This is a genomic window from Streptomyces sp. NPDC043746 (genome assembly GCF_056436485.1).
Map to the genome: position 1 here is coordinate 80,031 of NZ_JBWKCM010000020.1, position 22,680 is coordinate 102,710.

The window sequence follows — 22,680 nt, forward strand, 5'->3', positions numbered from 1 at the left end:
CACGATCGGTGCGGCGGGTCTCCGGCTCCTCAGGGCGGCGGCCCGCCGTACTCGTGCGTCCGGGGGCGGGCGTTACGCCGAGGCCCGGCGTACCAGCGTCGTCGGGGTGACCACCGACTCCGGCGCCGGGCCGTTCCCCGTACGGTCCCGGTCCAGGCCGCGCAGGAGCAGCCGGGCCATCAGCCGGCCCTGGCCCTCGATGTCCTGGTTGACGGTGGTCAGCGGCGGGTCCGTCGTCCCCGCCACCGAGTCCATGTCGTCGAACCCGACGAGCGCCACCTGCTCCGGCACGGCCACCCCGCGCTTCCGCAGGACCCGCAGCGCGCCCGAGGCCATCAGGTCGTTGGCGACGAAGACCGCGTCCAGATCGGGCCGCCGGTCCAGCAGCTCCGCCATCGCCCGCTCGCCGCTCTCCACCGTGAACGCCCCCTGGGCCACGAGGGCGGGGTCCACGTCGACGAGCGCGTCCCGGTAGCCGTCGAGGCGGTCCGTCGCGGAGGTCTGGTCGGGCGGCCCGGCGATGTGTGCGATCCGCTGCCGCCCGAGGTCCCGCAGATACCGTACGGCGAGCCGGGCCCCGCCCCGGTTGTCGGCGTCGACATACGGAACGGCCTGGTCGCCCGGGTCGGCGGTCCAGCTGGGCCGCCCCCCGTACACCGTCGGAATCCCCGCCCGCCGGGTGATCGCGGGCAGCGGGTCGTCGGTGTGGAGGGAGAAGGCGAGCGCCCCGTCCACATGGCCGCCGGAGAGGTAGCGCGCGATCCGGTCGAAGTCCCCGGGCCCCTCCACCAGCAGCAGGACGAGCTGGGTGTCGTGAGCGGTCAGCTCCTTGCTGATGCCCCGGATCTGCTGCGAGAAGAAGGGGTCGGAGAAGATCCGTATCTCCGGCTCGGCGATCACGACGGCCACCGCTCCCGTCCGCCGGGTCACCAGGGTCCGGGCCGCGTGGTTGGGGATGTAGCCCAGCTCGTCGACCGCCTGGAGCACCTTGTCCACCAGCGGCTTGCGGACGCCGTCGCCCCCGTTGACGACCCGCGAGGCGGTGGCCCGGGAGACCCCCGCGCGCGCCGCGACGGCTTCCAGGGTGGGCCGGGATCCGGGGGACTGCTCGGGCAAGGCGGTCGCTCCTCGTCGACGGGGGCGGCGACACGCGGGCCGTCGCCGGATCGTCCTACAGCCTAGCGCCGGGGCGGGCGGGTGGCTGAGAGCGCTTCCTGTCCGTGCGGAGGCGGGACTTCGGACCGCCGTCCGCGGAGACGGGCGGGTGACCGCGGGAACCGCCGGCCGGGGGGTACTTCTCGCGGCTCGGGTGATCCTCCTGCCGGGGGCGGGCCGTCGGATCTCCCCCCAGGGCGCCTCCTCCGGGCCCGCCGCGCGTTGGACACGACGGGTAGGCATTGGTCCCTGCCTGGAGTGGAAGGTGTGCGGCATGGAAGCGACAGAGCAGCGGCGCGAAGTGGCGGCCGACCGGGTACGGACGGCGGAGGACGCGGTGGTACGGCTGAAGGAAGGGCTCGCCGGGCTGGGCGTGAGCCTTCCCTCGCTGCGGGTCGACCCCGTCTCCTGCGCGGGCAACGAGCCGACCCCCCTCGTCGACCTGGGCCGCTGCAACATCGACACCGCGTTGCGGCTGTGCGAGGTGCTGGCGGAGAGGGAGAGCGGTCGTGAGGAGAGCGCTCGTGGAGAGCGGTCATGACGGCGGCCGGTGAGGGCGTCGAACCGGGACCGTGTCCGCCGGGGCGGGGGGCGCGGGCGCCGGGGGCGGACGTGGGGGCGGGGGCTGGAGTGCCGGTGCCGGTGCCGGTGTCCGAGGTGGAGACGGCTGTGCCCGCGGCCGGGGCGTTCGCGGTGGACGGGCGGGACGGGCGCGTCGGCCGGGTGCTGGAGCGGTCCGGGGCCCAGGTGCGGTTGCGGCCGCCGGGCGGGGGGCCGGAGTGGGTCTGCCCGGCGGAGGACGTACAGCCCGCGTCCCCGGGCGTGGTGCTGCGGGCCCGGGTCACCGAGATCAACCGGGAGGGGCAGCTGCCGCGTTGAGCGGTGGGCTGTCGCGCATACGGGACGGCGGGGCCGACCCCTCCTCGGGGCCGGGCCCGCCGCCGTGCGGGGGCGTACGTGTGCCGCGGGTTTCGGGGGCGTTCGCGTACGCGGGTCCGGTCACATGATGCGGAAGGCCATGTAGTAAGCGGAGACCTGGGCGTGGTAGCCCGGGTCCTCGGTCTGCCGGTGGCGGTCGAACTCCGGTGCGTCCTTCACCTGTTCCCTGGTGAGGTCCACGTACACCGTGCGGTTCTCCTCGTCGATCCGGCCGACCGTGCCCGCCGGGAGCAGGACGTCCTTGCCGAAGATCCACGTCCCGGTGTCGACGAGCAGATAGGCGGAGCCGGCCGTGTCGGAGTGCTTGGCCACCGTGCCGACGCCGCCGTCGGTCGCCTCCACGGAGTACCCGGAGAGATCGGTGCCCGCCGTATGACCGCTGGACGGCTGATAGCCCCACAGGGAGTCGTTCATCGTGGCCCCTTTCGCGAAGGTCGGTCGCAGCTCGACTCAGCGCCGATGAACCGATCGGGTTCCCGGCATCGCTTCCTTTACACGCCGCGGGCGCGGGCTGGGGCACGATGGGTGTCCGGTGCGGCGGTGGACGGAGTGGCGACAGTGACGGACGAGGTACGGGGATGGCTCACCCCGAAGGCGGTGGCGGCCGAGGCCGGTGTGAGCCAGGAGTTCGACCTCTCCCAGTGCGTGCGGGAGCCGATCCACCTGCTCGGCGGCGTCCAGTCGTACGGAGCCCTGATCGCCGCCCGGCTGCACGGCGCCGTGGTGGACACGGTGAGCAGGAACACGGGAGCGGTGCTGGGCGTTGCCGCCGAGGAGCTGGTGGGGCGGCCGGTCACGGAGCTGATCGGGGACGAGCAGTGGGCGCTGGCGCGGGAGATCGCGGAGGCGGGGGAACCGCCGGAGGGGGCGTCTGAGTCCGGGAGGCCCGGTGTCGCCGGTGAGCCGTCCGGGCCCGTCGCGTCCGGGGTGCTCTCCCTCTCGCTGGAGCGGGACGGGCAGGCGCGGCTCTTCGACGTGACCGTCCACCGGGTGGCCGAGCTGCTGGTGCTGGAGTTCGAACCACGGTCAGCCGAGGGGCCGTTCGTGTTCCAGAACTTCTACCCCCGGGTGCGGAGCGCCCTGCACCGGCTCCAGGGCGCCGCCGACGTCACCGCGTGCTGTGCGGCCGCTGTCCGCGAGGTCCGGGCGCTCACCGGCTACGACCGGGTGGTGGCGTACCGGTTCGACGGCGCCGACGGGCCCGGCCAGGTGATCGCGGAGGCCCGGGGGGAGGGGCGGGAGCCGTGGCTCGGGCTCTGGTTCCCTGCCAGCGACATCCCGCCGCAGGCCCGCCGCCTCTACGCCCGCAACTGGATCCGGGTCATCGGGGACGTGGACGACGCGACCGTGGGGCTGCTGCCGGAGGTGCGGGAGGGGACCGGTGAGCCGCTGGACCTGTCGGGCTCGACCCTCCGTACCGTCTCCGGCTACCACCTGGAGTATCTGCGCAACATCGAGGTGGCCTCGTCCATGTCGGTATCGCTGCTGCACGAGGGCGAGTTGTGGGGGCTGATCGCCTGCCACGGCGACGCGCCCCGGCGGCTGGCCCCCGAAGTCAGGGCGGCCTGCGAGTTCTTCGGGATCGCGCTGTCCCTGCAACTGGCGGCGGTCGCCGAGCGCGAGCAGGTCGACGAGCTGTCCGGCTACCGGCGGGCGCTCGCCACGCTGCTGGCCCGGCTCTCCTCCCAGGCGCCGGAGGCGCTGCTGCGCCCCGACTCCGGACTGGCCGAACTCCTGCACGCGGACGGTGCGTTGCTCCTGCGGGGTGCGGAGGTGGCGGCAACGGGCGGCCCGCTCCCCGCCGCGCTGCCGGGGCTGCTGGAGCGGCTGACGAGCCCGGTGGGCGAGGTGTGGAGCAGCGACCGGGTGCCTGAGGTGCTGGGGCTCGACCCGGCGGAGGCGCAGGCGCAGGGGGTTCCGGCGGGCCTGCTCCTCCTGCCCCTCAACCGGGACGGCGACCTGCTGGCGTGGTGGCGCCGGGAGCGGCCCGCACCCCGGGAGTGGGCGGCCGATCCGGCGCACCCGGTGCGGACGGGGCCGGGCGGTGAGCGGCTGACCCCGCGCGGGTCGGCGGCCGTCCACCGGGCGACCCTGCGGGGGCGCAGCACGCCGTGGACCCCTGCCCAGCGGGCCGTCGCCGGGGAGTTGTGGCGGGAGGTGGCGGGTCTGCTCAGCCGGCACATGGCTGCGCTGGAGGCGCGGAACACCGAACTGGCCCGGACGAACGAGGACTTGGACTCCTTCGCGCATGCGGCAGCCCATGACCTGAAGGAGCCGTTGCGGGGCATCTCGAACGCCGCCGCCTTCATGGTCGAGGACGCCGGTGACGTACTGGACACCACCTCGCTGCGTCGGCTCACCACCGTACGCCGCCTCGCGGAACGGATGGACGGGCTGCTCGACTCGCTGCTGCACTTCTCGCGGCTGGGGCAAGTGGGCCTGGAGCGGCAGCTGGTGGAGCTGGACGAGGTGGTGGACGACGCGCTGCTGGTCGCCGGTGACCGGCTGGCGGAGCAGGGCGTCACGGTGGTGCGTCCGGCCCCTCTGCCCCGGCTGCACGCGGACAGGGAGCGGCTGCGCGAGGTGCTGGAGAACCTGTTCGTCAACGCGGCCAAGTACGCGGTGGACGAGGCGGCGGCGGGGGAGCGGCGGGTCTGGGTGGAGGCGGTGCCGGTGGCCGGACCGGACGGGGACCCGGTGACCGCCGTCGTCGTACGGGACAACGGCATCGGCATCCCCGCGGAGCAGCAGGACGACGTGCTCCAGCTCTTCCGGCGGCTGCACCGGCGCGACGAGCGGGGCGGCGGCTCGGGCGTCGGCCTCGCGGTGGTGAAGCGGATCGTGGAGCGCCACGGCGGACGGCTCTGGCTGGAGAGCCCGGCGTCCGCGCCCGGCGGCGGCCCGGGAACGGCGGTGTGGTTCACGCTGGGCGGCTGAGGCCGGGGCGTGCGGAACCTCCCGACCGTCCTCTAGGCCTTCTTCTGGGCCATCCAGAAGTCGACCGCGCCCCGCAGAACGGTCTGGAACAGCTCGAAGTTGACGGGCTTGTAGATGTAGCTGTCGGCTCCGGCCGCGTAGCACGCGTCCTCCTCGGCCGCGGAGGTGGACGAGGTGAAGACCACCACGGTCAGCGTGGCGAGGGCGGCGTGCGCGCGCAGGTTCGACAGCAGCGTCAGGCCGTTGGTGCCCGGCATGTTGAGGTCGAGCAGCACCAGGTCCGGCGTACGCGCGGTGGGGTCGAGGAGGCGCGGGACGACGGTGTCGCTGCGCGGGGCGAACTCCACGCCCAGGGAGGGGTGGGAGCGGGAGAGCGCGCGCTGGATGGCCTCGGTGTCCTCCTCCGAGTCCTCCACGACGAGGATCAGGCCGTCGTTCTTCATCGGGGGCCCGCCTGTCCGCCGCCGGTCCGGTGTCCGCCGACCCGGGTGCCGCCGGTCGGGGTTCCGGTCGCCGGGATTCCGCCGGTCCCGGCGCCGCTCCGGGAGCCGGTCCTGCTGCTGGTCCGGGTGGTCATCGCAGGGCCGCCTGTTCGCGCCGGTGGTCAGGGGGGAGCAGTCCGGAGTCCGGTGGCGGACCGGTCCAGCGGGCCACGAGCAGGGCGATGTCGTCCTGCCCGGAGGCGCGGAACGCCCGGGCCTGCCGGGCCAGGCTCTCCGCGATGTGCGCGGCGCCCGAGCCGCGCAGGGCGGCGAGCCGGGCGGGAAGGACGCTCTCGAAGAACGTGCCGCCTGCCTCCCGCGACTCGGTGAGCCCGTCGGTGAACAGCACGAGGGTGTCGTCCGGGGTGAGGCGTTCCTGGTGGCTCTCGTAGGAGACGTCGTCCAGGACGCCGAGGAGGAGCCCGCCGGAGAGCACCTCGGAGACGGTGCCGTCGCCCCGGAGGACCAGGGGCGGGGGGTGCCCCGCGCTGCACGTGCTGAGCAGGACCGTGCCGTCGGCCTGGGGGGCCAGCGTCGCGACGACGGCGGTGAGGAAGCGGCTGGCCCGCTCCTGGCGCAGGGCCCGGTTGAGCCGGCTGAGGGCGGTGCCCGCGTCGGTGCCCTCCTCCAGGAGGGTGCGCAGGGTGTGGCGGGCCAGGCCGGTGAGGGCGGCCGCCTCCGCGCCGCGGCCGCAGACGTCACCGATGAGAAGGGCGATGGAGCCGTCGGGGCGGAGGACGGCGTCGTAGAAGTCGCCGCCCACGTCGAGCATGGGGTCGCCCACCGCGTAGCTCGCGGACAGCTCCCAGCGGTCGGTGACCGGGAGCTGGGAGGGGAGCAGGTGCTCCTGGAGGGAGAGGACGGCGGTGCGCCGCAGCTCGTACAGCAGGGCGTTGTCGATGGCGAGGGCGGCCCGGGTGGCGAGGCTGCGGAGGAAGGCGCTGTCCGGGAGTCGGGCCTCGGGCCGCTGGTAGACGAAGGTGATGGTGCCGAGGACACGGCCCCGGGCGCGGAGGGGGCTGATGCTGACGACGGTGGGGTGGTGGCCCTCCCCGACGTCGGCGGTCGCGGGGGTGGCCGGGTCGGCGAAGGGGGAGCCGCCGAGTGCGGCGCCGCTCAGGAACACCGTGTCCTCGTCCCCGTCCCGGCGGGCGAGCAGCGCCGCCAGCCACGGGTCGTCGCGGCCGACCGCCTCCAGCGCGCGCTGCTGCTGGACGGCGACATGGGTGGCGGCGACGAACTCGGGCCCCTCACCGCGCGCCAGGTGGACGAGCGCCCCGTCCGCGACGGCCGGAACGGCGATGCGGGCCACCCGCCGCAGGGTGTCCTCCACGTCCAGGGACGAGTCCATCTGGAGCGAGGCCTCGGCCAGCAGCGCGTCGTCCGCGCCCCGCCGGGCCTCGCGGCCGCGCTGGATGATGCCGGTGTGGCAGGCGACGATGACGTCGACGGCCTGTGCCAGTCGGCTCTCGACCGCCGCCAGGTCCGCCGAGGCGTCCACGGAGAGGGCCAGCGCTGCCCAGCCGCGCTGGTCCAGCCGGAAGGTGCAGCTCACCACGGACCCGCCCGGTGCCTCCCGCAGGAACTCCGCCTCCGGCCACACCGCGTCGTCGAGCCCGGCCGCCTCCAGCCGGGCCACCACGGGTTCGCCGCCCGGCTCCCGTACGGCGGCTCCTGGCATCGACCGGGTCGTCGCGACGATCACCGGGCTGTCGCTCCCGGCGCTCAGGGCCCGCATGTACCGCAGGACCTGCCGGCCGTCCCACCGCGTGCCCACCACACGGTGGACGCCCGGGGTGGCCAGAAGCGGTGCGTAGACGTCGTCCGCCAGCGCCGCGACCTCCTCGGCCCGCGAAGCGGCCTGCCAGAGCCGGTGCAGCGCACTGGACCAAGGGTCATCGACCATGTGCCCCGCCCTCCGCTTCCGTCTCGTCCCCCGTACCGCCTGGACTTCCGTACTCGGCCAGTATGACCGGCGGGCCCGGATTCATGCCGTGGGAGTGATCACGGAGGGTAGCGGGGGTGGGGGCGGTGTGCGTGCTGTCCTGTGCGCGGCTACTCGTCCGTGGGACGTTGGGAGAAGCGGCGTACGGCCGCGAAGCCTCCGATCTAGCCTCTCGGCAAGACCACGGAAGAAGGGACCCGCGATGACTGCAGCGTTCGTCGAGAACGGCCACGCACCGGGTGCACGCGCGTGGGACTACCTGCTGCGGACATGGCGTGAACTGGACGTGCCCGAGGGATGGCGCGCCGAGATCGACGAGGGCCGGATCACCCTGGCACCACGGCCGCACGCGCACCACAACGGCATCGCTGCGAACGTGCAGCGACGCCTCTGCCAGGTGCTGCCGGCCAGCCTCGGCATCTACCAGACCCCCGGTATCCACGTGGCGCCGCTCGACAAGCTCTATGTCCCCGACCTGGTGGTCATGCCGACCGAGCTGATCGCCGCGGCCGACCCCGGGACCATCGACCCGCTGAATGCCTCTGGGGCACTGCTCGTCGTCGAGATCACGTCGAAGGGCAACGCGCGGGAGGACCGGACCAAGAAGTACCGCGCCTATGCGCGGGCGGGCGTGCCGATGTACCTCCTGATCGACCGGTTCGACACCCGGGGCCCGATGTCCACGCTCTTCACGGAGCCGAACGAGGACGGTACGTACAAGCGGACGGAGGCGGTGCCGTTCGGCAAGCCGCTGGCCGTTCCCGCGCCCTTCGACGTGTCGATCCCGACGGACGAGTTCTCGGGGCAGGCGGGCTAAGGGCCCTTAGCCCGCCTGCGGGCGGGTCACCACCTTGATGTTGAAGGTGTGCGACCCCACCCCGCCCGCGATCCCCATGAAGAGGAACGCGAAGTGCTCCTGGCCGCGGGCGGTGGTGATGCCGCCGATGTCGAGCTGGGAGGAGGGCGGCCAGCCCAGGTCGGTGAGCAGGCGGCCCACGGTCCGCTTGGCCTCGGCGTCGTCGCCGGAGAGGAAGACGGTGCCCGGCTCGGTCAGGTCGCCCGGGGCGGTCATCGCGGTGGAGTCCATCGTGCAGAGCGTCTTGACGACCCGGGTGAGCGGGGAGGCCTCCTGGATCAGCTCGCCCAGGCTGCTGTTGGGGTGGGTGAGCTGCTGGAAGTCGTCGGAGAGGCCGACACCGACGTCGATCAGTACGGTCCCGGCCAGCGCCGGTTCCCCGATGGAGCGCAGCAGCTCCAGCGAGACGCCTCCGGGCGTGGCGTTGACCAGTACCTCCGCGCGCGCCGCCGTCTCGTCGAGCCCCGCCACGGGGAGGCCGAGGTCGGTCCGCTCCTTCGGATGGCGCGAACCGAGAAGGACATCGTGCCCTGCGGCGCGCCAGCCGTGGGCCAGGGCGCGGGCGACATTTCCGGTGCCGAGCAGTCCTATACGCATGCCAGGACGCTAGCCCGCGGGGCCGCCCTCGCGGATCGGGCGGGAGACGGGGGCGGGGCGGGACCTGAGGCTTAGTCCCGGCGGGTCGGGAGGCCGGGGGCCGCCCGGGGGAACCGAGGCCGGACCCGGGCCCGCCCCCTCACACCCCTGCCGGGGCCTTCGCCGGGGAGTCGGGGTCGTTGGGGTTCTGTGGGGTGGTGGCCGGGGCCCGGTGGCCGCCTGTCGCCGCGACCGTGGACGGCGGCGGTTCCTGGGAGACGTTGAACTCCGCCAGCAGGTCCTTGCCGAAGCCGAAGAAGTACGTGGCCAGGAAGCCCGCCACGTACCCGGCCAGCAGACCCGCGCCGTAGATCGCGATCGTCGGGCCCAGGCCGTGGTTGCCGTCCAGGAGGGGGAACAGGGCCCAGCCGGACGGGCCGATGGCGGTCGAGCCGACCGTGTCTCCGAGCTGGTGGAAGAGGCCGACGAGGCCGCCGCCGAACGCGCCGCCCACGCACGCCGTGACGAACGGGCGGCCGAGCGGGAGCGAGACGCCGTAGATCAGGGGCTCGCCCACACCCAGCAGCCCCGCCGGGAGCGCGGACCGGATGGTGCGGCGGATCGACTCGTTGCGGGGGAGGCGGACGTACACCGCCATGGCCGCGCCCACCTGGCCCGCGCCCGCCATCGCCAGGATCGGGAGCAGGACCGTGAAGCCCTGCTGTTCGATGAGGGTCGTGTGGATCGGGATCAGCGCCTGGTGCAGGCCCAGCATGACCAGGGGGAGGAACAGGCCGCCGAGGACGAAGCCCGCGCCCGCGCCGCCGTTGGAGAGCAGCCAGTCGGCGAACGTGCCGATGGCGGAGGACACCTCGCCCGCCACGTACATCAGGCCGAAGATCGTCACCAGGCCGGAGACCAGTACCGTCAGCGTCGGGGTGACCAGGACGTCCAGTGCCTCCGGCACCCAGCGGCGGCACCACTTCTCCACGTACACCGCGAGCACCGCCGCCCCCAGCGCGCCGAGCACACCGCCCTGGCCGGGGGAGAGGGTCTGGCCGAAGGCGTCGATCTTCGCGACGCCCGGGAACACGATGATCGCCGCCACGGCACCGCCCAGGATCGGCGTACCGCCGAACTCCTTCGCCGTGTTGTAGCCCACGAACACCGCGATCAGCGCCATGAACCCGGACGCCATCGCCGCCAGCGCGGGCGTCACGGCGGGCAGCCACCCCAGGTTCACCAGCAGGCCGCCCAGTCCCGCGATGATCCCGCAGCCGATCAGCGCCGGGATCAGGGGGACGAAGATGTTGGCGATCCGGCGCAGGAACAGCTTGAAGGGGGTGGAGTTCCGCGCCTTCTGCCGCGCTCTGATCGCCGAGCCCTGTGCTGCCAGATCGTCGGCCGTGGGGGCCGTGGTGGGATCGCCCGGTGCCGGTGCCGCCTCGCGGGCCTCCGCCACCAGGCGCTCGAACTCCGGCGTCACCCGCGCCACCGTGCCCGGCCCCAGCACGATCTGGTACGTCTCGTCCTCCACCACGCCCATCACGGCGGGCAGGGCCTTCAGCGCCTCGTCGTCCACCAGGGACCGGTCGCGCAGCCCCAGGCGGAGCCGGGTCATGCAGTGGGCGACGGAGCCGACGTTCGCGGCGCCGCCGACGAGCGGGAGGATCGCGGCGGCGGTGGCGCGGTTCTTGTCTTCTGTGGCCATGGTGCTCGGTGCCTTGCTGTCCGGGGGGTGTGGTGCGGGGGGAGGCCGGGGGCCGGTCAGGTGGTGGGCTCGGCGTCCAGCGCCTGACGCAGGTGGCCGTCCGACTCCGCCAGCCGCTCGGCCGCCGTCGCCGCGTCGACCCGGCCGAGGATCACCAGGATCGCGTGCTTCACCTCGCCGTCGGTGGCGGCGAGCGCGGCCTCGATCTCGGCGTCGGACGCGCCCGTGGCGAGCGAGACGATGTGCCGGGAGCGGGCCCGCAGCTTCTCGTTGGAGGCGCGGACGTCGACCATGAGGTTCCCGTACGTCTTGCCGAGCCGGATCATCGTGATCGTCGAGATCATGTTGAGGACGAGCTTCTGGGCCGTCCCCGCCTTCAGCCGGGTGGAGCCGGTGACCAGTTCCGGGCCGGTGACGACCTCCAGGCCGTGTTCCGCCGCCGCGCCCAGCGCCGAGTCCGCGTTGCAGGAGAGGCCCACGGTCAGGGCGCCCTGGGCCCGGGCGTGCTCGACCGCCCCGATCGCGTACGGCGTACGGCCGGAGGCGGAGACGCCGACCACCGTGTCGTCCGCCGTCAGCTTCAGCGCGTCCAGGTCGGCGGCGGCCAGCTCCTTGCTGTCCTCGGCCCCCTCGACGGCCTTCACCATGGCGGACGGGCCGCCCGCGATCAGGCCGACGACCTTTGAGGGGTCGGTGTTGAAAGTGGGCGGGCACTCGCTGGCGTCCAGCACCCCGAGCCTCCCCGCCGTGCCCGCGCCCGCGTAGATCAGCCTCCCGCCACGGGCCATCCGCTCGGCGGCGGCGTCGATGGCCGCGGCGATCTCCGGGAGGCGCTCGGCGACGGCCGCGGGGACGGTGGCGTCCTCGCCGTTCATGAGCCGGGCGATCTCCGCGGTGGACAGCCGGTCGATCTCGGCCAGCTCGGGGCGGAACGCCTCCGTGGCGAGGGTGGCCAGCTGGGCGCGGAGCCCGTCGTAGCCCTCGGGGGAGGCGGGAGTGCCGGTGGCGGGGCCGTCGGTGGTGGAGGTCATGGTGTGGGCCGCTCTGCTTTCTCGGTGGCGTACGCGTACGGGTGGTGCGGGGGCCGGGGAGGAGGGCCGGTTCAGCGGGTGCGCGGGGCGTGGCGGTGGGCCAGCGCCTCGTAGGAGGCGGCGAGGGCGGGCGCGGCCGTCTCGTACGTCCGCTGGGCCACGCCGATGAACAGGCAGTCCACCACCAGCAGCTGGCTCGTCCGGCTGGACATGGCGGCGGGCCGCAGCTCGCTCTCGCGGGCCGTGGACGTGGTCAGTATGTGGTCCGCGTACTGCGATACGGGCCCGTCGGGCCGCCCGGTGATCGCCACCGTCGTCGCCCCCCGGTCGAACGCCACCCGCAGCGGCTCGATGACGTCACCGGTCGAGCCGGAGTGCGTGATGGCTATCGCCACATCGCCCGCGCGCAGCTGCACCGCGTTGGTCACCGCGAGGTGCGGATCGGTGTGGGCGTGGGCTATCAGCCCGATCCGGAGCAGCTTCTGCGCCAGGTCCTGGCCGACGAGGGAGGAGGCCCCCACTCCGTAGATGTCGATGCGGCGGGCGGCCGACGCGGCGGCCACGGCGGCGCCCAGCTGCACGGTGTCCAGCCCGGCGGCGGTGTCCGCGAGCGTCTGCTGCTCGTCGAAGGCCAGTTTCGCGACGACCTCCGCGATCGGGTCGTCCACGGAGATGTCCGCCGTGACGGCGGGCGACCGGCCCGACTCCTGGTGCGCGGCGAGCCCGGCCAGTGCGAGGCGCAGGTCCCGGTAGCCGGGGTAGCCGAGGAGGCGGGCCGTGCGGACGACGGTCGCCTCGCTGGTGCCGGTGCGCTCGGCCAGACCGGTGACGGTGAGGGCGGCGCAGCCGGCCGGGTCCCCGGCGACGGCTTCGGCGACCAGTTGCATGGAGCGGGTCATGGAGGGCGCGAGCGTCCGTACCTTCGCGGCGAGGGCCGCGGGGGCGGGTGGGGAGTCGCCGCTGAAAATTTCCTTCACGTCTGGTGTCACATTTGAAAGGTATTTTCAACCCGGGGGTGCGTCAACCCCTCGGGACCCCCTCGGGACCCCCTCGCGAATCCCCTGTGGTCCGTACCTCTGGCGGTGCTCCTCCCGCGCCCGGCGCACAATGGGGTGCATGGAGCTGAACCCCCTGGAGCAGGCACTGCACTCCGCCCGCGCCCTGGTCATGGCCGATCTCGTCGCGGGCGATGTCGCCGAGGCCGACATCGTCTCGTTCGTCGAGGACGCCGTGACACACCGCCGGTGGTGGGTCGAGCAGTGGCCGGAGGGCGCGGAGTTCGTCGCCGGGCTGATCGCCCAGGACGTGCAGGACGCCCTGCTGGAGAAGTACGGGCGGTGGCCGCTCTGCCCCGCCTGCCCCGAGGACGAGCCGCACGCGCTCGACGTCGAGCCTGAGCTGGGGCCCGACCCGCACTGGGTGTGCACCAAGGCGGCCGTGGCGGTGGCGCCGGTGGGGGCGCTGGGCGAGGTGCCGCGGCGGTGACCCTCTACATCGACCCGCCCACCTGGCCCGGCCACGGCCGCCTCTGGTCGCACCTGGTCAGCGATGCGTCCTTCGAGGAACTGCACACCTTCGCCGCCGTGATCGGCTGCCCGCCGCGCGCCTTCGAGCGCGACCACTACGACGTACCGGAGACGTACTACGCCGAAGCCGTACGGGCCGGGGCCCGGGAGGTCGGCTCGAAGGAACTGGTGCGCCGCCTGACCGCCGCCGGGCTCCGGCGCCCCAAGGGGCGGGCGGCCCCAGGGGTGTCCGAGCGCTAGCGTCAGGTCAGGGCTGGGTGGGGGAGGGGCCGTGGCCTTCCTGGGGCCCTGCCGTGCCCGTCGCCGTCCCCGTTCCCGCCGCGCATCCGGCCGTCTCGCCCTTCCGCGCCGGTTCCGTATGCTCCGGGCGCGCCGAACCCCTGTGCTCCGTACGCGCCGCCCCGCCCCCGCTCTTCGCGATCAGGCGCGAGCGCGACGGGCCGTCCCCGCTCCGCTGGAGCCGCAGCGAGAGGGCCACCGCCGCCAGGGCCACGACCAGCATCGCCGCGCCCGCCCACGCCGTCGCCGCGAAGCCGAAGTCCGCGTCGATCACCGTGCCGCCCAGCCACGGGCCGGTCGTGTTGCCCAGGTTGAACGCGGCCGTCGTCGTGGCTCCGGCCAGCGTCGGGGCGGCCCCGGCCACGTTGAACATCCGGGCGTTGAGCGCGGGGGCCGTGTAGAACGCCGACAGGCCCAGCAGGAATGCCAGCGCCACCACCGCGACCTGGCTGGAGGCGAAGAGGGCCAGCGCCGCCAGGAAGACCGTGGAGGCCGTGATGCCGCTCAGCAGCACCCCGAAGAGGTGCGCGTCCGCGACCCGGCCGCCGATCGTCGTACCGATCAGCGCACCGACCCCGAAGAGGCCCAGGATCCACGGCACCCAGCCCGAGTCCAGGCCCGCCACGTCCGTCAGTACCGGCGCGAGATAGCTGAACGCGCAGAAGACGCCGCCCGCCGCGAGTGCGGTGATCACGACCGCCAGCCAGACCTGCCGGTCCCGGTAGATCGCCAGCTCCCGCCGCAGCTCCGGCTTCCTCTCCGGCAGCGGGATGTGCGGGATCCGCGTGACGACCCCGACCAGCGCCACCGCCGACGCCACGCCCACCGCCCAGAACGCCGACCGCCAGCCGAGGTGCTCACCGAGGAAGGCCCCCATCGGCACGCCCAGCACGTTGGCGATCGAGAGGCCGCCGATCATCACGGCCATCGCCCGGGCCCGCTGGTTCACCGGGACCATCGCGATGGCCACCGCCGCCCCGACGGCCCAGAAGCCCGCGCAGGCGAGCGCGCTCACCACCCGGGAGGCGAAGAGCACCTCGTACGACGGAGCCAGCGCGCCCGCCACCTGCCCCAGGCCGAAGACCGAGATCAGCGCGATCAGGGTCGTCCGGCGCGGCAGCCGCAGCGTGGCCACGGCGAGCAGCGGGGCGCCGACCACCATGCCGATCGCGAAGGCGGATATGAGGAGTCCGGCCTGCGGGATCGAGACGTTCATGTCGTCGGCGATCGGTGGCAGCAGGCCCGACAGCATGAACTCACTGGTGCCGAGGGCGAAGACCGAGAGGCCGAGGATGTATACGGCGAGCGGCATGGGTGTGCGCTGGTGTGAGGCGGAGTCGGGCATGACTCGTCCCAACGCCGGAGAACGACTCCGCATTCCCGGGCCCCGGACCTCTCGACGGCCCTCGGTCTTCTCCCACGGTCTTCTCAGGAGGCGGGCAGCGCGTGCAGCTTCTTGCCGTGCAGGGCGAAGACGTGCTTGCCGTCGGTGGCCACCAGCCACGCGTGGTGGTCGCCGGACTGGTCGTTGAACGTCCAGCGCAGCTCACCGGTCGTCGCGTCGAAGGCGTGGACGCCGCCCTTGTCGTCCAGGTCGGTGGCCCCGTAGAGGGTCGGGCCGACGCGGACGAACTGCCGGGGCACCTGCCCGCCGGACGCCTTGAGGCTCGTCGACTGCCAGACGCCCTTTCCGGTCCCCGGTTCGATCGCCCGGAGCGTCCGGCCGCTGTCCGCGATGTAGAGGACGCCGTCCAGGACGGCCGGTTCGCCGAAGGTGGTGAACCGCTCGGTCTCCACGGACCACTTCTCCGTCCCGTCACGGAGGGCGAAGGCCTGGAGCCGCTGCCCCTGCGGGACGATCACCAGGTCCTCGTGGACGGCGAAGGGGCCGTAACTCGTCTTCGCCGTCTTCTGCGTCCATACCTGCCGGCCGGTGGCGGTGTCGCGGACGGTGAGGTTCTTCTTGAAGTCCGTGTACACCAGATAGCGGCCCCGGACAGCGGCGTGGACGCCGTTCTGCTGGGTGCCGAGGTCGCGCTGCTCCTTCCAGAGGACCTTGCCCGTACGGTTGTCGAGCGCGGCGATCACGTTCGTACGGGAGGAGTGGTCGGCCTCCAGGACCTCCGCGACGACGTACACCTGCTGCCCGTCCACCGCCACCGGCCTCGGCTGGCGGTACTCCTTGCCCAGGTGGCTGCGCCAGGTCTTCCTGCCGGTGGCCGCGGCGTACCCGTCGACGTTGCCGTCGTACTTCCCGCTGGCCAGATACAGGGTGCCGTCGTCCAGCAGCAGAGGTGCGCCGGGGACCGCGCCGTCCTCCAGCGACCAGCGCGTCCGGCCGGTCGTCCCCTCCAGGGCGGCCAGCGGGGCACCGCCGGCTATCACCACGCCGTCGACGGCCACCAGTTCGGCGTTGCCGCCGTAGGTCCTGGCGGAGGTGGACTTCGTCCACAGCGGGGCGGGGGCCTGCCCGTCCCCGGGGGCCTCGCCGCCCCCGTCCCCGTTCCCGACGCCGGGTGACGCGGTGTGCGGCGGCGGTGTGCCGCCTCCGCCGCCGGTCGCGAGGTCGTCCTCGCAGCCGACCGTCCCGGCGCCCAGGGCCGCCAGTGCGAGGCCGCCCCCGGCCAGTCGCAGTATTCGCCGCCGTGAAGGTCTGTCGGCCGTCGTACCGTGGCCCGCGTTCCCCTTGAACATGGAGTCGTACCCCCGTGGAGTCGTCAGAGTGTGCAACTGCGATGCCAGACATTAGCGTTCGTGACGCCGTGCGGGCCGTGGCAGGTCATGACCGGAACAACTCCGTCGAGGAACCGCGACATTTGCCGATCACCGCGGACCGGACGGCTCCAGCAGCTCCAGCTCCGTCGCCAGGTTGTGCCGGGCGCGCGCCTCCCACCCGGCCGCCCCGTGCGGCGTACGGAACAGCCTCGGCAGCGCCAGGAGTTGCCGCAGCACCGCCGCCCGCCCCGACCGGAACGCCTCGTCGGGGACGAACCCGTACTCCTCCCGCACCTGCGCCGCGTAGGCCGCGTACTCCTGCGGGCCGCCCGCCAGCACCGCCAGGTCCGCATCGCAGAGCACCTCGCCGTCGCGGTCCCCGTCGGCCGGGTCGTGCGTCACGGTGAGCCGCACCAGCCGTGCCACCTCTGCCGTCACCGCCTCGCCCACCCCCGCCTCGGGCAGCGCGCGTTCGGCGAGGGCGGCGCTGCGCTCCTCGTTCTCCGAGCGGTCGGGCCGGTACACCGCGTCGTGGAACCAGGCGGCCAGCCGCACCGCGTGCACATCGGCGGCGTACGGGGCGAGGGTGTCGATCCGGTCCAGCACCGCCGTCAGATGAGCGGTGGTGTGGTAGCGCCGGTGCGGTTCGGCCCACCGGGCGAGGAGGTTCTCGGCGTACGGGAGGGGGTCGGGGCCGGGCGCCCCGGCGCGGGCGGCGAGCAGCGTGTCCCGCCAGCGGCCGGGCAGGTCGGCGGGCGTGTCATGGGGGCGCGGGCTGTCCGTCGTGGGACTCATGGGACGACCATAAGGGGACGACCGCAGAGGCCGGGCCCCCGGCGGATTCCGGCATCCGGCCCCGCCGGGGCCCCGCCTGCGGTTGGCTGGCCCCATGACCACCACGCCCTCCTCTCCCGCTGCCGCCTCATCCGCCCCCGTACGCGATCCCGAACTGCCCGGCCTGCTCCTGCGCACCGAGCGCGATGCCCTCCTCCCCCTCCTGCGCGCCACCCCGGAGTCGGCGTACGCCCTCCGCACCGCGTGCCCCGGCTGGACCGTCCGCCATGTCCTCGCGCACTGCGCCGCCGCCCTGACCCGGGTGGTCCAGGACCGCCTGGAGGAGGGGGTGTTCTCGCCCGAGTCCAACGAGCGGGACATCGAGGAGCGGGCCGGGCTGCCCCTGGCGGCCCTCCTCGACGAGCTGGAGCGCGGGATGACCGAGGCCGGTCCGGTGCTCGCCGCCGCGGGCGGGAAGCTGGACGGGGTCGCGCTGGGCGAGTGGGTGCACGCCGGTGATGTGCGCGAGGCGTGGGGGCTCGACGGGGCGTACGCCGGGCGCGGACTGCCGTACGCCCTGGGGCTGCTGGAGGGGGTGGCGTACCGGAAGGGGATGCCGGGGGTCGTCGCCGAGGTCGAGGGGGTGGAGCCTGAGGGCCGGGAAGCGCCTCGCGTGATCGGCGTCCCGTCGCCCGAGGGCCGGCCGCCCGGCCGGTTCCGGGGAGACGCGCCCACCCTGATCCGGCTGTACGCGAACCGGCCGCTGGTCGGCACGCGGTACGAGCTGCACGGCGTACGGGAGGCCGACCTGCACCTCTTCGACCGGCCGCCGAAGCCGACCGACTGAGGGCGGGGAGACGAGGGGCGACGAGAGGCGGGGCTTCCGCCCCTCGGACCGGGTCTTGTCGGCTCCGAGCGCGGTCAATAGCGTGCGCCTGGTGAAGATGGACCTGAACGCGGATCTGGGCGAGGGCTTCGGCCGCTGGACCCTCACCGACGACGAAGCGCTCCTCGCCTGTGTCACCAGCGCCAACGTGGCGTGCGGCTTCCACGCGGGCGACGCCTCCGTCATGCGGCGGGTCTGCGACGCGGCGGCGGCGGGCGGGGTGCGGATCGGGGCCCAGGTCTCCTACCGGGACCTGGCCGGGTTCGGGCGCCGGTCGATGGATGTGCCGCCCGACGAGCTGGCCGCCGAGATCGCGTACCAGATAGGCGCCCTGCGGGTGTTCGCGGAGGCCGCCGGCTCCACCGTCTCGTACGTCAAGCCGCACGGCGCCCTCTACAACCGGACCGTCCACGACGAGCAGCAGGCCGCCGCCGTCGTCGCGGGCGTCCGGCTCGCGGGCGGCGGCCTCACCGTCCTCGGGCTGCCCGGCTCCCACCTCCTCGCCCACGCCTCCGCCGCCGGACTGCCCGCCGTGGAGGAGGCCTTCGCGGACCGCGCGTACACCGCGCGAGGGACCCTGGTCCCGCGCGGCGAACCGGGTGCGGTGGTACACGACGCCGACGAGGTCGTACGCCGGAGCGTCGGCCTGGCGCTGGACCGGGCGGTCACCGGGGCGGACGGCAGCCGCGTCCCCGTCGAGGCCCGCTCGCTCTGCGTCCACGGCGACACCCCGGGCGCCGCCGCCATCGCCCGCCGGGTGCGGGCCGCGCTGGAGAAGGCGGGCGTACGGGTGGAGGCGTTCACGTGACCCGGGGGGAGGCCCTGGAGGCTGAGGGGATACGGGTGCTGCCCGCCGGGCCGTACGCGCTCCTCGTCGAACTCGCCGACGGGGAGCGCGCCGAGGCCTTCCACGCCGAGCTGCTCCGCCGCCGTGAGCGGGGCGCACTCCTCGGCGTACGCGAGATCGTGCCCGGCGCGCGGACCGTGCTGCTCGACGGCATCGAGGACAGCGGACAGGGCGCCGGTCGTGTCCCCGCCGCGCCTGACCGGCTCTCCGACGACCGCCTCGCCGCCCGTGACCGCCTCGCCCGTGACCTCCTCTCCTGGTCCGTACCGCCCCTGCGCCGGGAGGAGCGGGACGCCGTCGAGATCCCCGTCGTGTACGACGGGCCGGACCTGGACGAGGTCGCCGCGCTCTGGGGCGTCGGCGTCGACGAAGTGCCCGGGCTCCACTCCCGTACCGCGTTCCGGGTCGCCTTCTGCGGGTTCGCGCCCGGGTTCGGGTACCTCACCGGGCTGCCCGAGCGCCTGCATGTGCCCCGGCGTGCGACCCCGCGTACGAGGGTCCCGGCCGGGGCGCTGGCCCTCGCCGGGCCGTACACCGGGGTCTACCCGCGCCCTTCGCCCGGCGGCTGGCAGCTGATCGGGCGGCTGGCGGACCCGGCACCCGCCCTGTGGGACCCGGCCAGGGAGCCGGTGGCGCTGCTGGGGCCGGGGACCCGGGTGCGGTTCGTGCCCGCGCACGCCCCGGTGCCCGCACAGGCGGCGGTGCCCCCACCCAAGGCCCGTACGGGGAAGGGTCGATGACCTCCGATCGGCGGGACGGCCTCCTCCACGTCGTCCGCCCCGGCGCCCTCACCACCGTCCAGGACGCCGGCCGGCCCGGCTGGGCGCATCTCGGCGTCGGGCGGGCCGGGGTGCTGGACGCGCCCGCCGCCCGGCTGGCCAACCGGCTCGTCGGCAACGCGCCGGGCGCCGCCCTCCTGGAGACCACGGTCACCGGGTGCGCGGTCCGCCCCGACCGGCCCGTGGTGGCCGTCGTCGGCGGTGCGGGGTGCCGGGTGAGCGTCGACGGGCGGCCCGTGGCATGGGGCGCCCCCGTCCGGGTCCCGGCGGGCGCGGTGCTGGACGTGGGCCCCGCGGCCGACGGCGTGCGCGGCTATCTGGCGTTCGCGGGCGGTTTGACGCCGGAACCGGTCCTGGGCAGCCGCTCGGCCGACCTCCTCTCGGGGCTCGGCCCGGCCCCCCTGCGCGCGGGCGACACGCTGCCCCTGGGGCGGCCGGCCGGGGACCCGCCGGACGGCGAAGGCCCCGCCCCCTGGCCCGGCGCCCCCGCCGAGCTGGTGCTGCCCCTCCACCTGGGCCCGCGCCACACCTGGTTCACGCCCGCCGCCCTCCGTACGCTCACCACCGCCGCCTACCGGGTCTCCCCGCACAGCAACCGCATCGGCCTCCGTACCGAGGGCCCGGCCCTGGAGCGGGCCCGGGGCGGCGAACTGCCTAGCGAGGGAATGGTGTTGGGCGCGGTCCAGGTGCCCCCGGACGGGCGGCCCGTGGTCTTCCTCAACGACCATCCGACGACCGGGGGATACCCGGTCGTCGGTGTCGTGGCGGAATCCGCTCTCGCGACAGCGGCGCAGGCGGTTCCGGGAACGCGGGTGCGGTTCGTCGTGCGGGCGTGAGCCCCGCCCCGAGCTCCCCTCCCGCATCCGCCTACGCCCCCGTGAAGCCCCGCAGTCGCAGCGAGTTGCCGACCACGAACACCGACGAGAACGCCATCGCGGCCCCGGCGATCATCGGGTTGAGCAGCCCCGCCGCCGCCAGCGGCAGTGCGCCGACGTTGTAGGCGAAGGCCCAGAACAGGTTCGTCCGGATCGTGGAGAGCGTGCGGCGCGCCAGCCGGATGGCGTCGGCGGCGGCCCGCAGGTCCCCCCGTACGAGGGTGAGGTCACCGGCCTCGATCGCGGCGTCCGTCCCCGTGCCCATGGCCAGGCCCAGATCGGCCTGGGCGAGGGCGGCGGCGTCGTTGACCCCGTCACCGACCATGGCGACACTCCGGCCCTGCGCCTGGAGGCGCTTGACGACGTCTACCTTGTCCTCGGGCATGACCTCCGCGTACACCTGCCCGGCGTCGATGCCGACCTCGGCGGCGACCGCCTCAGCGACGGCCCGGTTGTCGCCGGTGAGGAGGATCGGGGTGAGCCCGAGGGCGCGCAGCCGCTCGATGGCCTCGGCGCTGGTGTCCTTCACCGCGTCCGCGACCTCCAGGACCGCCCGCGCCTCGCCGTCCCAGGCGACCGCGATCGCCGTCCGCCCCGCGCTCTCGGCCTCGGCCTTGGCGCGTGCCAGGCCCTCCGGCAGCCGGATCTCCCAGTCGGCCAGCAGCTTCTCCCGGCCGACGAGGACGGCGTGGCCGTCCACCACGCCCTGGACGCCGAGTCCGGGGGCGTTGGCGAAGTTCTCGGGGGTGGGGAGGGTCGCTCCGCCGAGGCGTTCGGTGGCGCCTGTGGCGACGGCTTGGGCGATGGGGTGTTCGGAGGAGTGCTCGATGGCTCCGGCCAGCCGCAGGACGTCGGTCTCCTGCGTCCCTTCGGCGGTGTGGACGGTGAGGAGGGTCATCTTGCCGGTCGTCACCGTGCCGGTTTTGTCGAGGACGATGGTGTCGACGCGGCGGGTGGTTTCGAGGACTTCGGGGCCTTTGATGAGGATGCCGAGCTGGGCGCCGCGGCCGGTGCCGACCATGAGGGCGGTGGGGGTGGCGAGTCCGAGGGCGCAGGGGCAGGCGATGATCAGGACGGCGACGGCGGCGGTGAAGGCGGCGGTGAGTCCGGCGCCGCTGCCGAGCCAGAAGCCGAGGGTGCCCAGGGCGAGGGCGATGACGATGGGGACGAAGACGGCGGAGATGCGGTCGGCGAGGCGTTGGGCGGCTGCTTTGCCGTTCTGGGCGTCTTCGACGAGGCGGGCCATGCGGGCGAGTTGGGTGTCGGAGCCGATGCGGGTGGCTTCGACGACGAGGCGGCCGCCGGCGTTGATGGTGGCGCCGGTGACGGTGTCTCCGGCGGCGACCTCGACGGGGACGGACTCGCCCGTGAGCATCGAGGCGTCCACGGCGGAGGTGCCCTCGACGACCGTGCCGTCGGTGGCGATCTTCTCCCCGGGCCGGACCACGAACCGGTCCCCGACCTGGAGTTCGGCGGTGGGCACGGTCACCTCGCGGCCGTCCCGCAGCAGCGTGACCTCCTTCGCGCCCAGCTCCATCAGGGCCCGGAGCGCGGCCCCGGCCTTCCGCTTGGAGCGGGCCTCGAACCAGCGCCCGGCGAGGATGAAGGCGGTCACCCCGGCGGCGGCTTCGAGGTAGATGTTCCCGGCGCCGTCGGTGCGCGCGATGGTCAGCTCGAACGGGTGGGTCATCCCGGTCATGCCCGCCGTACCGAAGAACAGCGCCCACACCGACCAGAGGAACGCGGCCGACGTGCCGACCGAGATCAGCGTGTCCATCGTCGCCGCGCCGTGCTTGAGGTTGGTCCAGGCGGCGCGGTGGAAGGGCCAGCCCGCGTACACGACGACGGGAGCGGCCAGGGCCAGGGAGAGCCACTGCCAGTTGTCGAACTGGAGGGGCGGGATCATCGCCATGGCGATGACGGGAACGGAGAGGACGATCGAGGTGATCAGGCGCTGGCGCAGGGCGGTGAGCCCGTCGTCGGGTTCGGACTCCGCCTCGTCCGCGTCCGGGGCGCCCCGCCTCACCTCTGGGGGCGGCGGTGGCTGTGCGGTGTAGCCGGTGGCCTCGACGGTGGAGATCAGGTCCTGTACGGAGACGTCGTCGTCCCGGTACGTCACCTTGGCCTTCTCGGTGGCGTAGTTGACCGTCGCCTCCACGCCGTCCATCCGGTTGAGCTTCTTCTCGATCCGGGCCGCGCAGGAGGCGCAGGTCATTCCGCCGATGGTCAGCTCGACGGAGGCTGAGGCGGAGGCCGAGGCGGAACCACGGGAGGTGGCGGTGGCGGAGCGGGTGGTCATGGGGTCCTCCTCGGAACGGTCCCTGGGGTTGCCCGGGTCTTTGGGGGTCACTTGACCTCCGGGTCGCC

General features: G+C 74.2%; 22 protein-coding genes. 10 read left to right on the plus strand and 12 right to left on the minus strand.

What is annotated here, in order from left to right; genetic code table 11:
- Positions 1-72: 72 nt before the first annotated feature.
- Positions 73-1,116, minus strand: coding sequence for a LacI family DNA-binding transcriptional regulator (locus AC0682_RS21465; RefSeq protein WP_478534655.1), 1,044 nt, complete (start codon positions 1,114-1,116; stop codon positions 73-75).
- A 313-nt stretch (positions 1,117-1,429) separates the two neighbouring features.
- Here AC0682_RS21465 and AC0682_RS21470 point away from each other — a divergent pair, with 313 nt between their 5' ends.
- Positions 1,430-1,696 carry a hypothetical protein gene (locus AC0682_RS21470; protein WP_478534657.1) on the plus strand — a complete coding sequence of 89 codons (267 nt, stop codon included), beginning with the start codon at positions 1,430-1,432 and terminating at the stop codon, positions 1,694-1,696.
- Between the two features lie 101 nt (positions 1,697-1,797).
- The gene (locus AC0682_RS21475) at positions 1,798-2,034 is read left to right on the plus strand and encodes a hypothetical protein (RefSeq protein ID WP_478534732.1); all 237 of its coding nucleotides are present in this window, start codon (positions 1,798-1,800) and stop codon (positions 2,032-2,034) included.
- 120 nt (positions 2,035-2,154) lie between these two features.
- Here the strand turns inward: AC0682_RS21475 and AC0682_RS21480 are convergent, their stop codons facing one another.
- Positions 2,155-2,508: a PRC-barrel domain containing protein gene (locus AC0682_RS21480; protein WP_478534659.1), complete on the minus strand. Its 354-nt coding sequence runs from the start codon at positions 2,506-2,508 to the stop codon at positions 2,155-2,157.
- 144 nt (positions 2,509-2,652) lie between these two features.
- On the opposite strand from AC0682_RS21480, the gene AC0682_RS21485 reads away from it, so the two are divergent.
- Entirely contained in the window at positions 2,653-5,031 is a 2,379-nt protein-coding gene (locus AC0682_RS21485) for an ATP-binding protein (RefSeq protein WP_478534733.1), read from the plus strand.
- A 32-nt stretch (positions 5,032-5,063) separates the two neighbouring features.
- Here AC0682_RS21485 and AC0682_RS21490 read toward each other — a convergent pair whose 3' ends face one another.
- Both AC0682_RS21490 and AC0682_RS21495 read right to left on the minus strand, forming a co-directional pair.
- Positions 5,064-5,474: a response regulator gene (locus tag AC0682_RS21490; protein ID WP_478534660.1), complete on the minus strand. Its 411-nt coding sequence runs from the start codon at positions 5,472-5,474 to the stop codon at positions 5,064-5,066.
- 130 nt (positions 5,475-5,604) lie between these two features.
- Positions 5,605-7,419, minus strand: coding sequence for a PP2C family protein-serine/threonine phosphatase (locus tag AC0682_RS21495; protein ID WP_478534662.1), 1,815 nt, complete (start codon positions 7,417-7,419; stop codon positions 5,605-5,607).
- Between the two features lie 241 nt (positions 7,420-7,660).
- Between AC0682_RS21495 and AC0682_RS21500 the strand changes: the two genes are divergently transcribed.
- On the plus strand, positions 7,661-8,275 hold the full coding sequence (locus AC0682_RS21500) for a Uma2 family endonuclease (protein WP_478534663.1): 615 nt from the start codon (positions 7,661-7,663) through the stop codon (positions 8,273-8,275).
- A gap of 6 nt (positions 8,276-8,281) precedes the next feature.
- On the opposite strand, the gene AC0682_RS21505 is transcribed toward AC0682_RS21500, so the two are convergent.
- From AC0682_RS21505 to AC0682_RS21520, 4 genes are all read right to left on the minus strand, one after another.
- Positions 8,282-8,911 carry an NADPH-dependent F420 reductase gene (locus AC0682_RS21505; RefSeq protein WP_478534665.1) on the minus strand — a complete coding sequence of 210 codons (630 nt, stop codon included), beginning with the start codon at positions 8,909-8,911 and terminating at the stop codon, positions 8,282-8,284.
- Positions 8,912-9,050: 139 nt separating this feature from the next.
- Entirely contained in the window at positions 9,051-10,601 is a 1,551-nt protein-coding gene (locus tag AC0682_RS21510) for a PTS transporter subunit EIIC (RefSeq protein ID WP_478534666.1), read from the minus strand.
- Between the two features lie 56 nt (positions 10,602-10,657).
- Entirely contained in the window at positions 10,658-11,632 is a 975-nt protein-coding gene (gene murQ, locus AC0682_RS21515; protein WP_478534667.1) for an N-acetylmuramic acid 6-phosphate etherase, read from the minus strand.
- A gap of 71 nt (positions 11,633-11,703) precedes the next feature.
- On the minus strand, positions 11,704-12,621 hold the full coding sequence (locus AC0682_RS21520) for a MurR/RpiR family transcriptional regulator (RefSeq protein ID WP_478534668.1): 918 nt from the start codon (positions 12,619-12,621) through the stop codon (positions 11,704-11,706).
- A 127-nt stretch (positions 12,622-12,748) separates the two neighbouring features.
- Here AC0682_RS21520 and AC0682_RS21525 point away from each other — a divergent pair, with 127 nt between their 5' ends.
- Positions 12,749-13,117 carry a hypothetical protein gene (locus AC0682_RS21525; protein ID WP_478534669.1) on the plus strand — a complete coding sequence of 123 codons (369 nt, stop codon included), beginning with the start codon at positions 12,749-12,751 and terminating at the stop codon, positions 13,115-13,117.
- On the plus strand, positions 13,114-13,398 hold the full coding sequence (locus AC0682_RS21530) for a DUF4031 domain-containing protein (protein ID WP_478534670.1): 285 nt from the start codon (positions 13,114-13,116) through the stop codon (positions 13,396-13,398). The genes AC0682_RS21525 and AC0682_RS21530 overlap by 4 nt, the downstream gene beginning before the upstream one ends.
- Before the next feature lie 7 nt (positions 13,399-13,405).
- On the opposite strand, the gene AC0682_RS21535 is transcribed toward AC0682_RS21530, so the two are convergent.
- The 3 genes from AC0682_RS21535 to AC0682_RS21545 all read right to left on the minus strand — a co-directional run bounded on the left by AC0682_RS21535 (position 13,406) and on the right by AC0682_RS21545 (position 16,947).
- A complete protein-coding gene (locus AC0682_RS21535; protein ID WP_478534671.1) occupies positions 13,406-14,749 on the minus strand; it encodes a Cmx/CmrA family chloramphenicol efflux MFS transporter in 1,344 nt (447 codons plus the stop codon).
- A 116-nt stretch (positions 14,750-14,865) separates the two neighbouring features.
- The gene (locus AC0682_RS21540; protein WP_478534673.1) at positions 14,866-16,131 is read right to left on the minus strand and encodes a PQQ-binding-like beta-propeller repeat protein; all 1,266 of its coding nucleotides are present in this window, start codon (positions 16,129-16,131) and stop codon (positions 14,866-14,868) included.
- A gap of 129 nt (positions 16,132-16,260) precedes the next feature.
- A complete protein-coding gene (locus AC0682_RS21545) occupies positions 16,261-16,947 on the minus strand; it encodes an HD domain-containing protein (protein ID WP_478534675.1) in 687 nt (228 codons plus the stop codon).
- 94 nt (positions 16,948-17,041) lie between these two features.
- Here AC0682_RS21545 and AC0682_RS21550 point away from each other — a divergent pair, with 94 nt between their 5' ends.
- The 4 genes from AC0682_RS21550 to AC0682_RS21565 all read left to right on the plus strand — a co-directional run bounded on the left by AC0682_RS21550 (position 17,042) and on the right by AC0682_RS21565 (position 20,274).
- Positions 17,042-17,773 (plus strand): maleylpyruvate isomerase family mycothiol-dependent enzyme, encoded by a 732-nt coding sequence (locus tag AC0682_RS21550; RefSeq protein ID WP_478534677.1) that lies wholly within the window; start codon positions 17,042-17,044, stop codon positions 17,771-17,773.
- Between the two features lie 97 nt (positions 17,774-17,870).
- Positions 17,871-18,620 (plus strand): LamB/YcsF family protein, encoded by a 750-nt coding sequence (locus tag AC0682_RS21555; protein WP_478534734.1) that lies wholly within the window; start codon positions 17,871-17,873, stop codon positions 18,618-18,620.
- Positions 18,617-19,399, plus strand: a complete 783-nt coding sequence (locus tag AC0682_RS21560) for a 5-oxoprolinase subunit B family protein (protein ID WP_478534679.1) — start codon at positions 18,617-18,619, stop codon at positions 19,397-19,399. Before AC0682_RS21555 ends, AC0682_RS21560 begins: the two co-directional genes overlap by 4 nt.
- Positions 19,396-20,274: a 5-oxoprolinase subunit C family protein gene (locus AC0682_RS21565; protein WP_478534681.1), complete on the plus strand. Its 879-nt coding sequence runs from the start codon at positions 19,396-19,398 to the stop codon at positions 20,272-20,274. The genes AC0682_RS21560 and AC0682_RS21565 overlap by 4 nt, the downstream gene beginning before the upstream one ends.
- A 31-nt stretch (positions 20,275-20,305) precedes the next feature.
- On the opposite strand, the gene AC0682_RS21570 is transcribed toward AC0682_RS21565, so the two are convergent.
- Complete coding sequence (locus AC0682_RS21570; protein ID WP_478534682.1) at positions 20,306-22,612, minus strand: heavy metal translocating P-type ATPase; 2,307 nt, start codon at positions 22,610-22,612, stop codon at positions 20,306-20,308.
- Between the last annotated feature and the right edge of the window lie 68 nt (positions 22,613-22,680).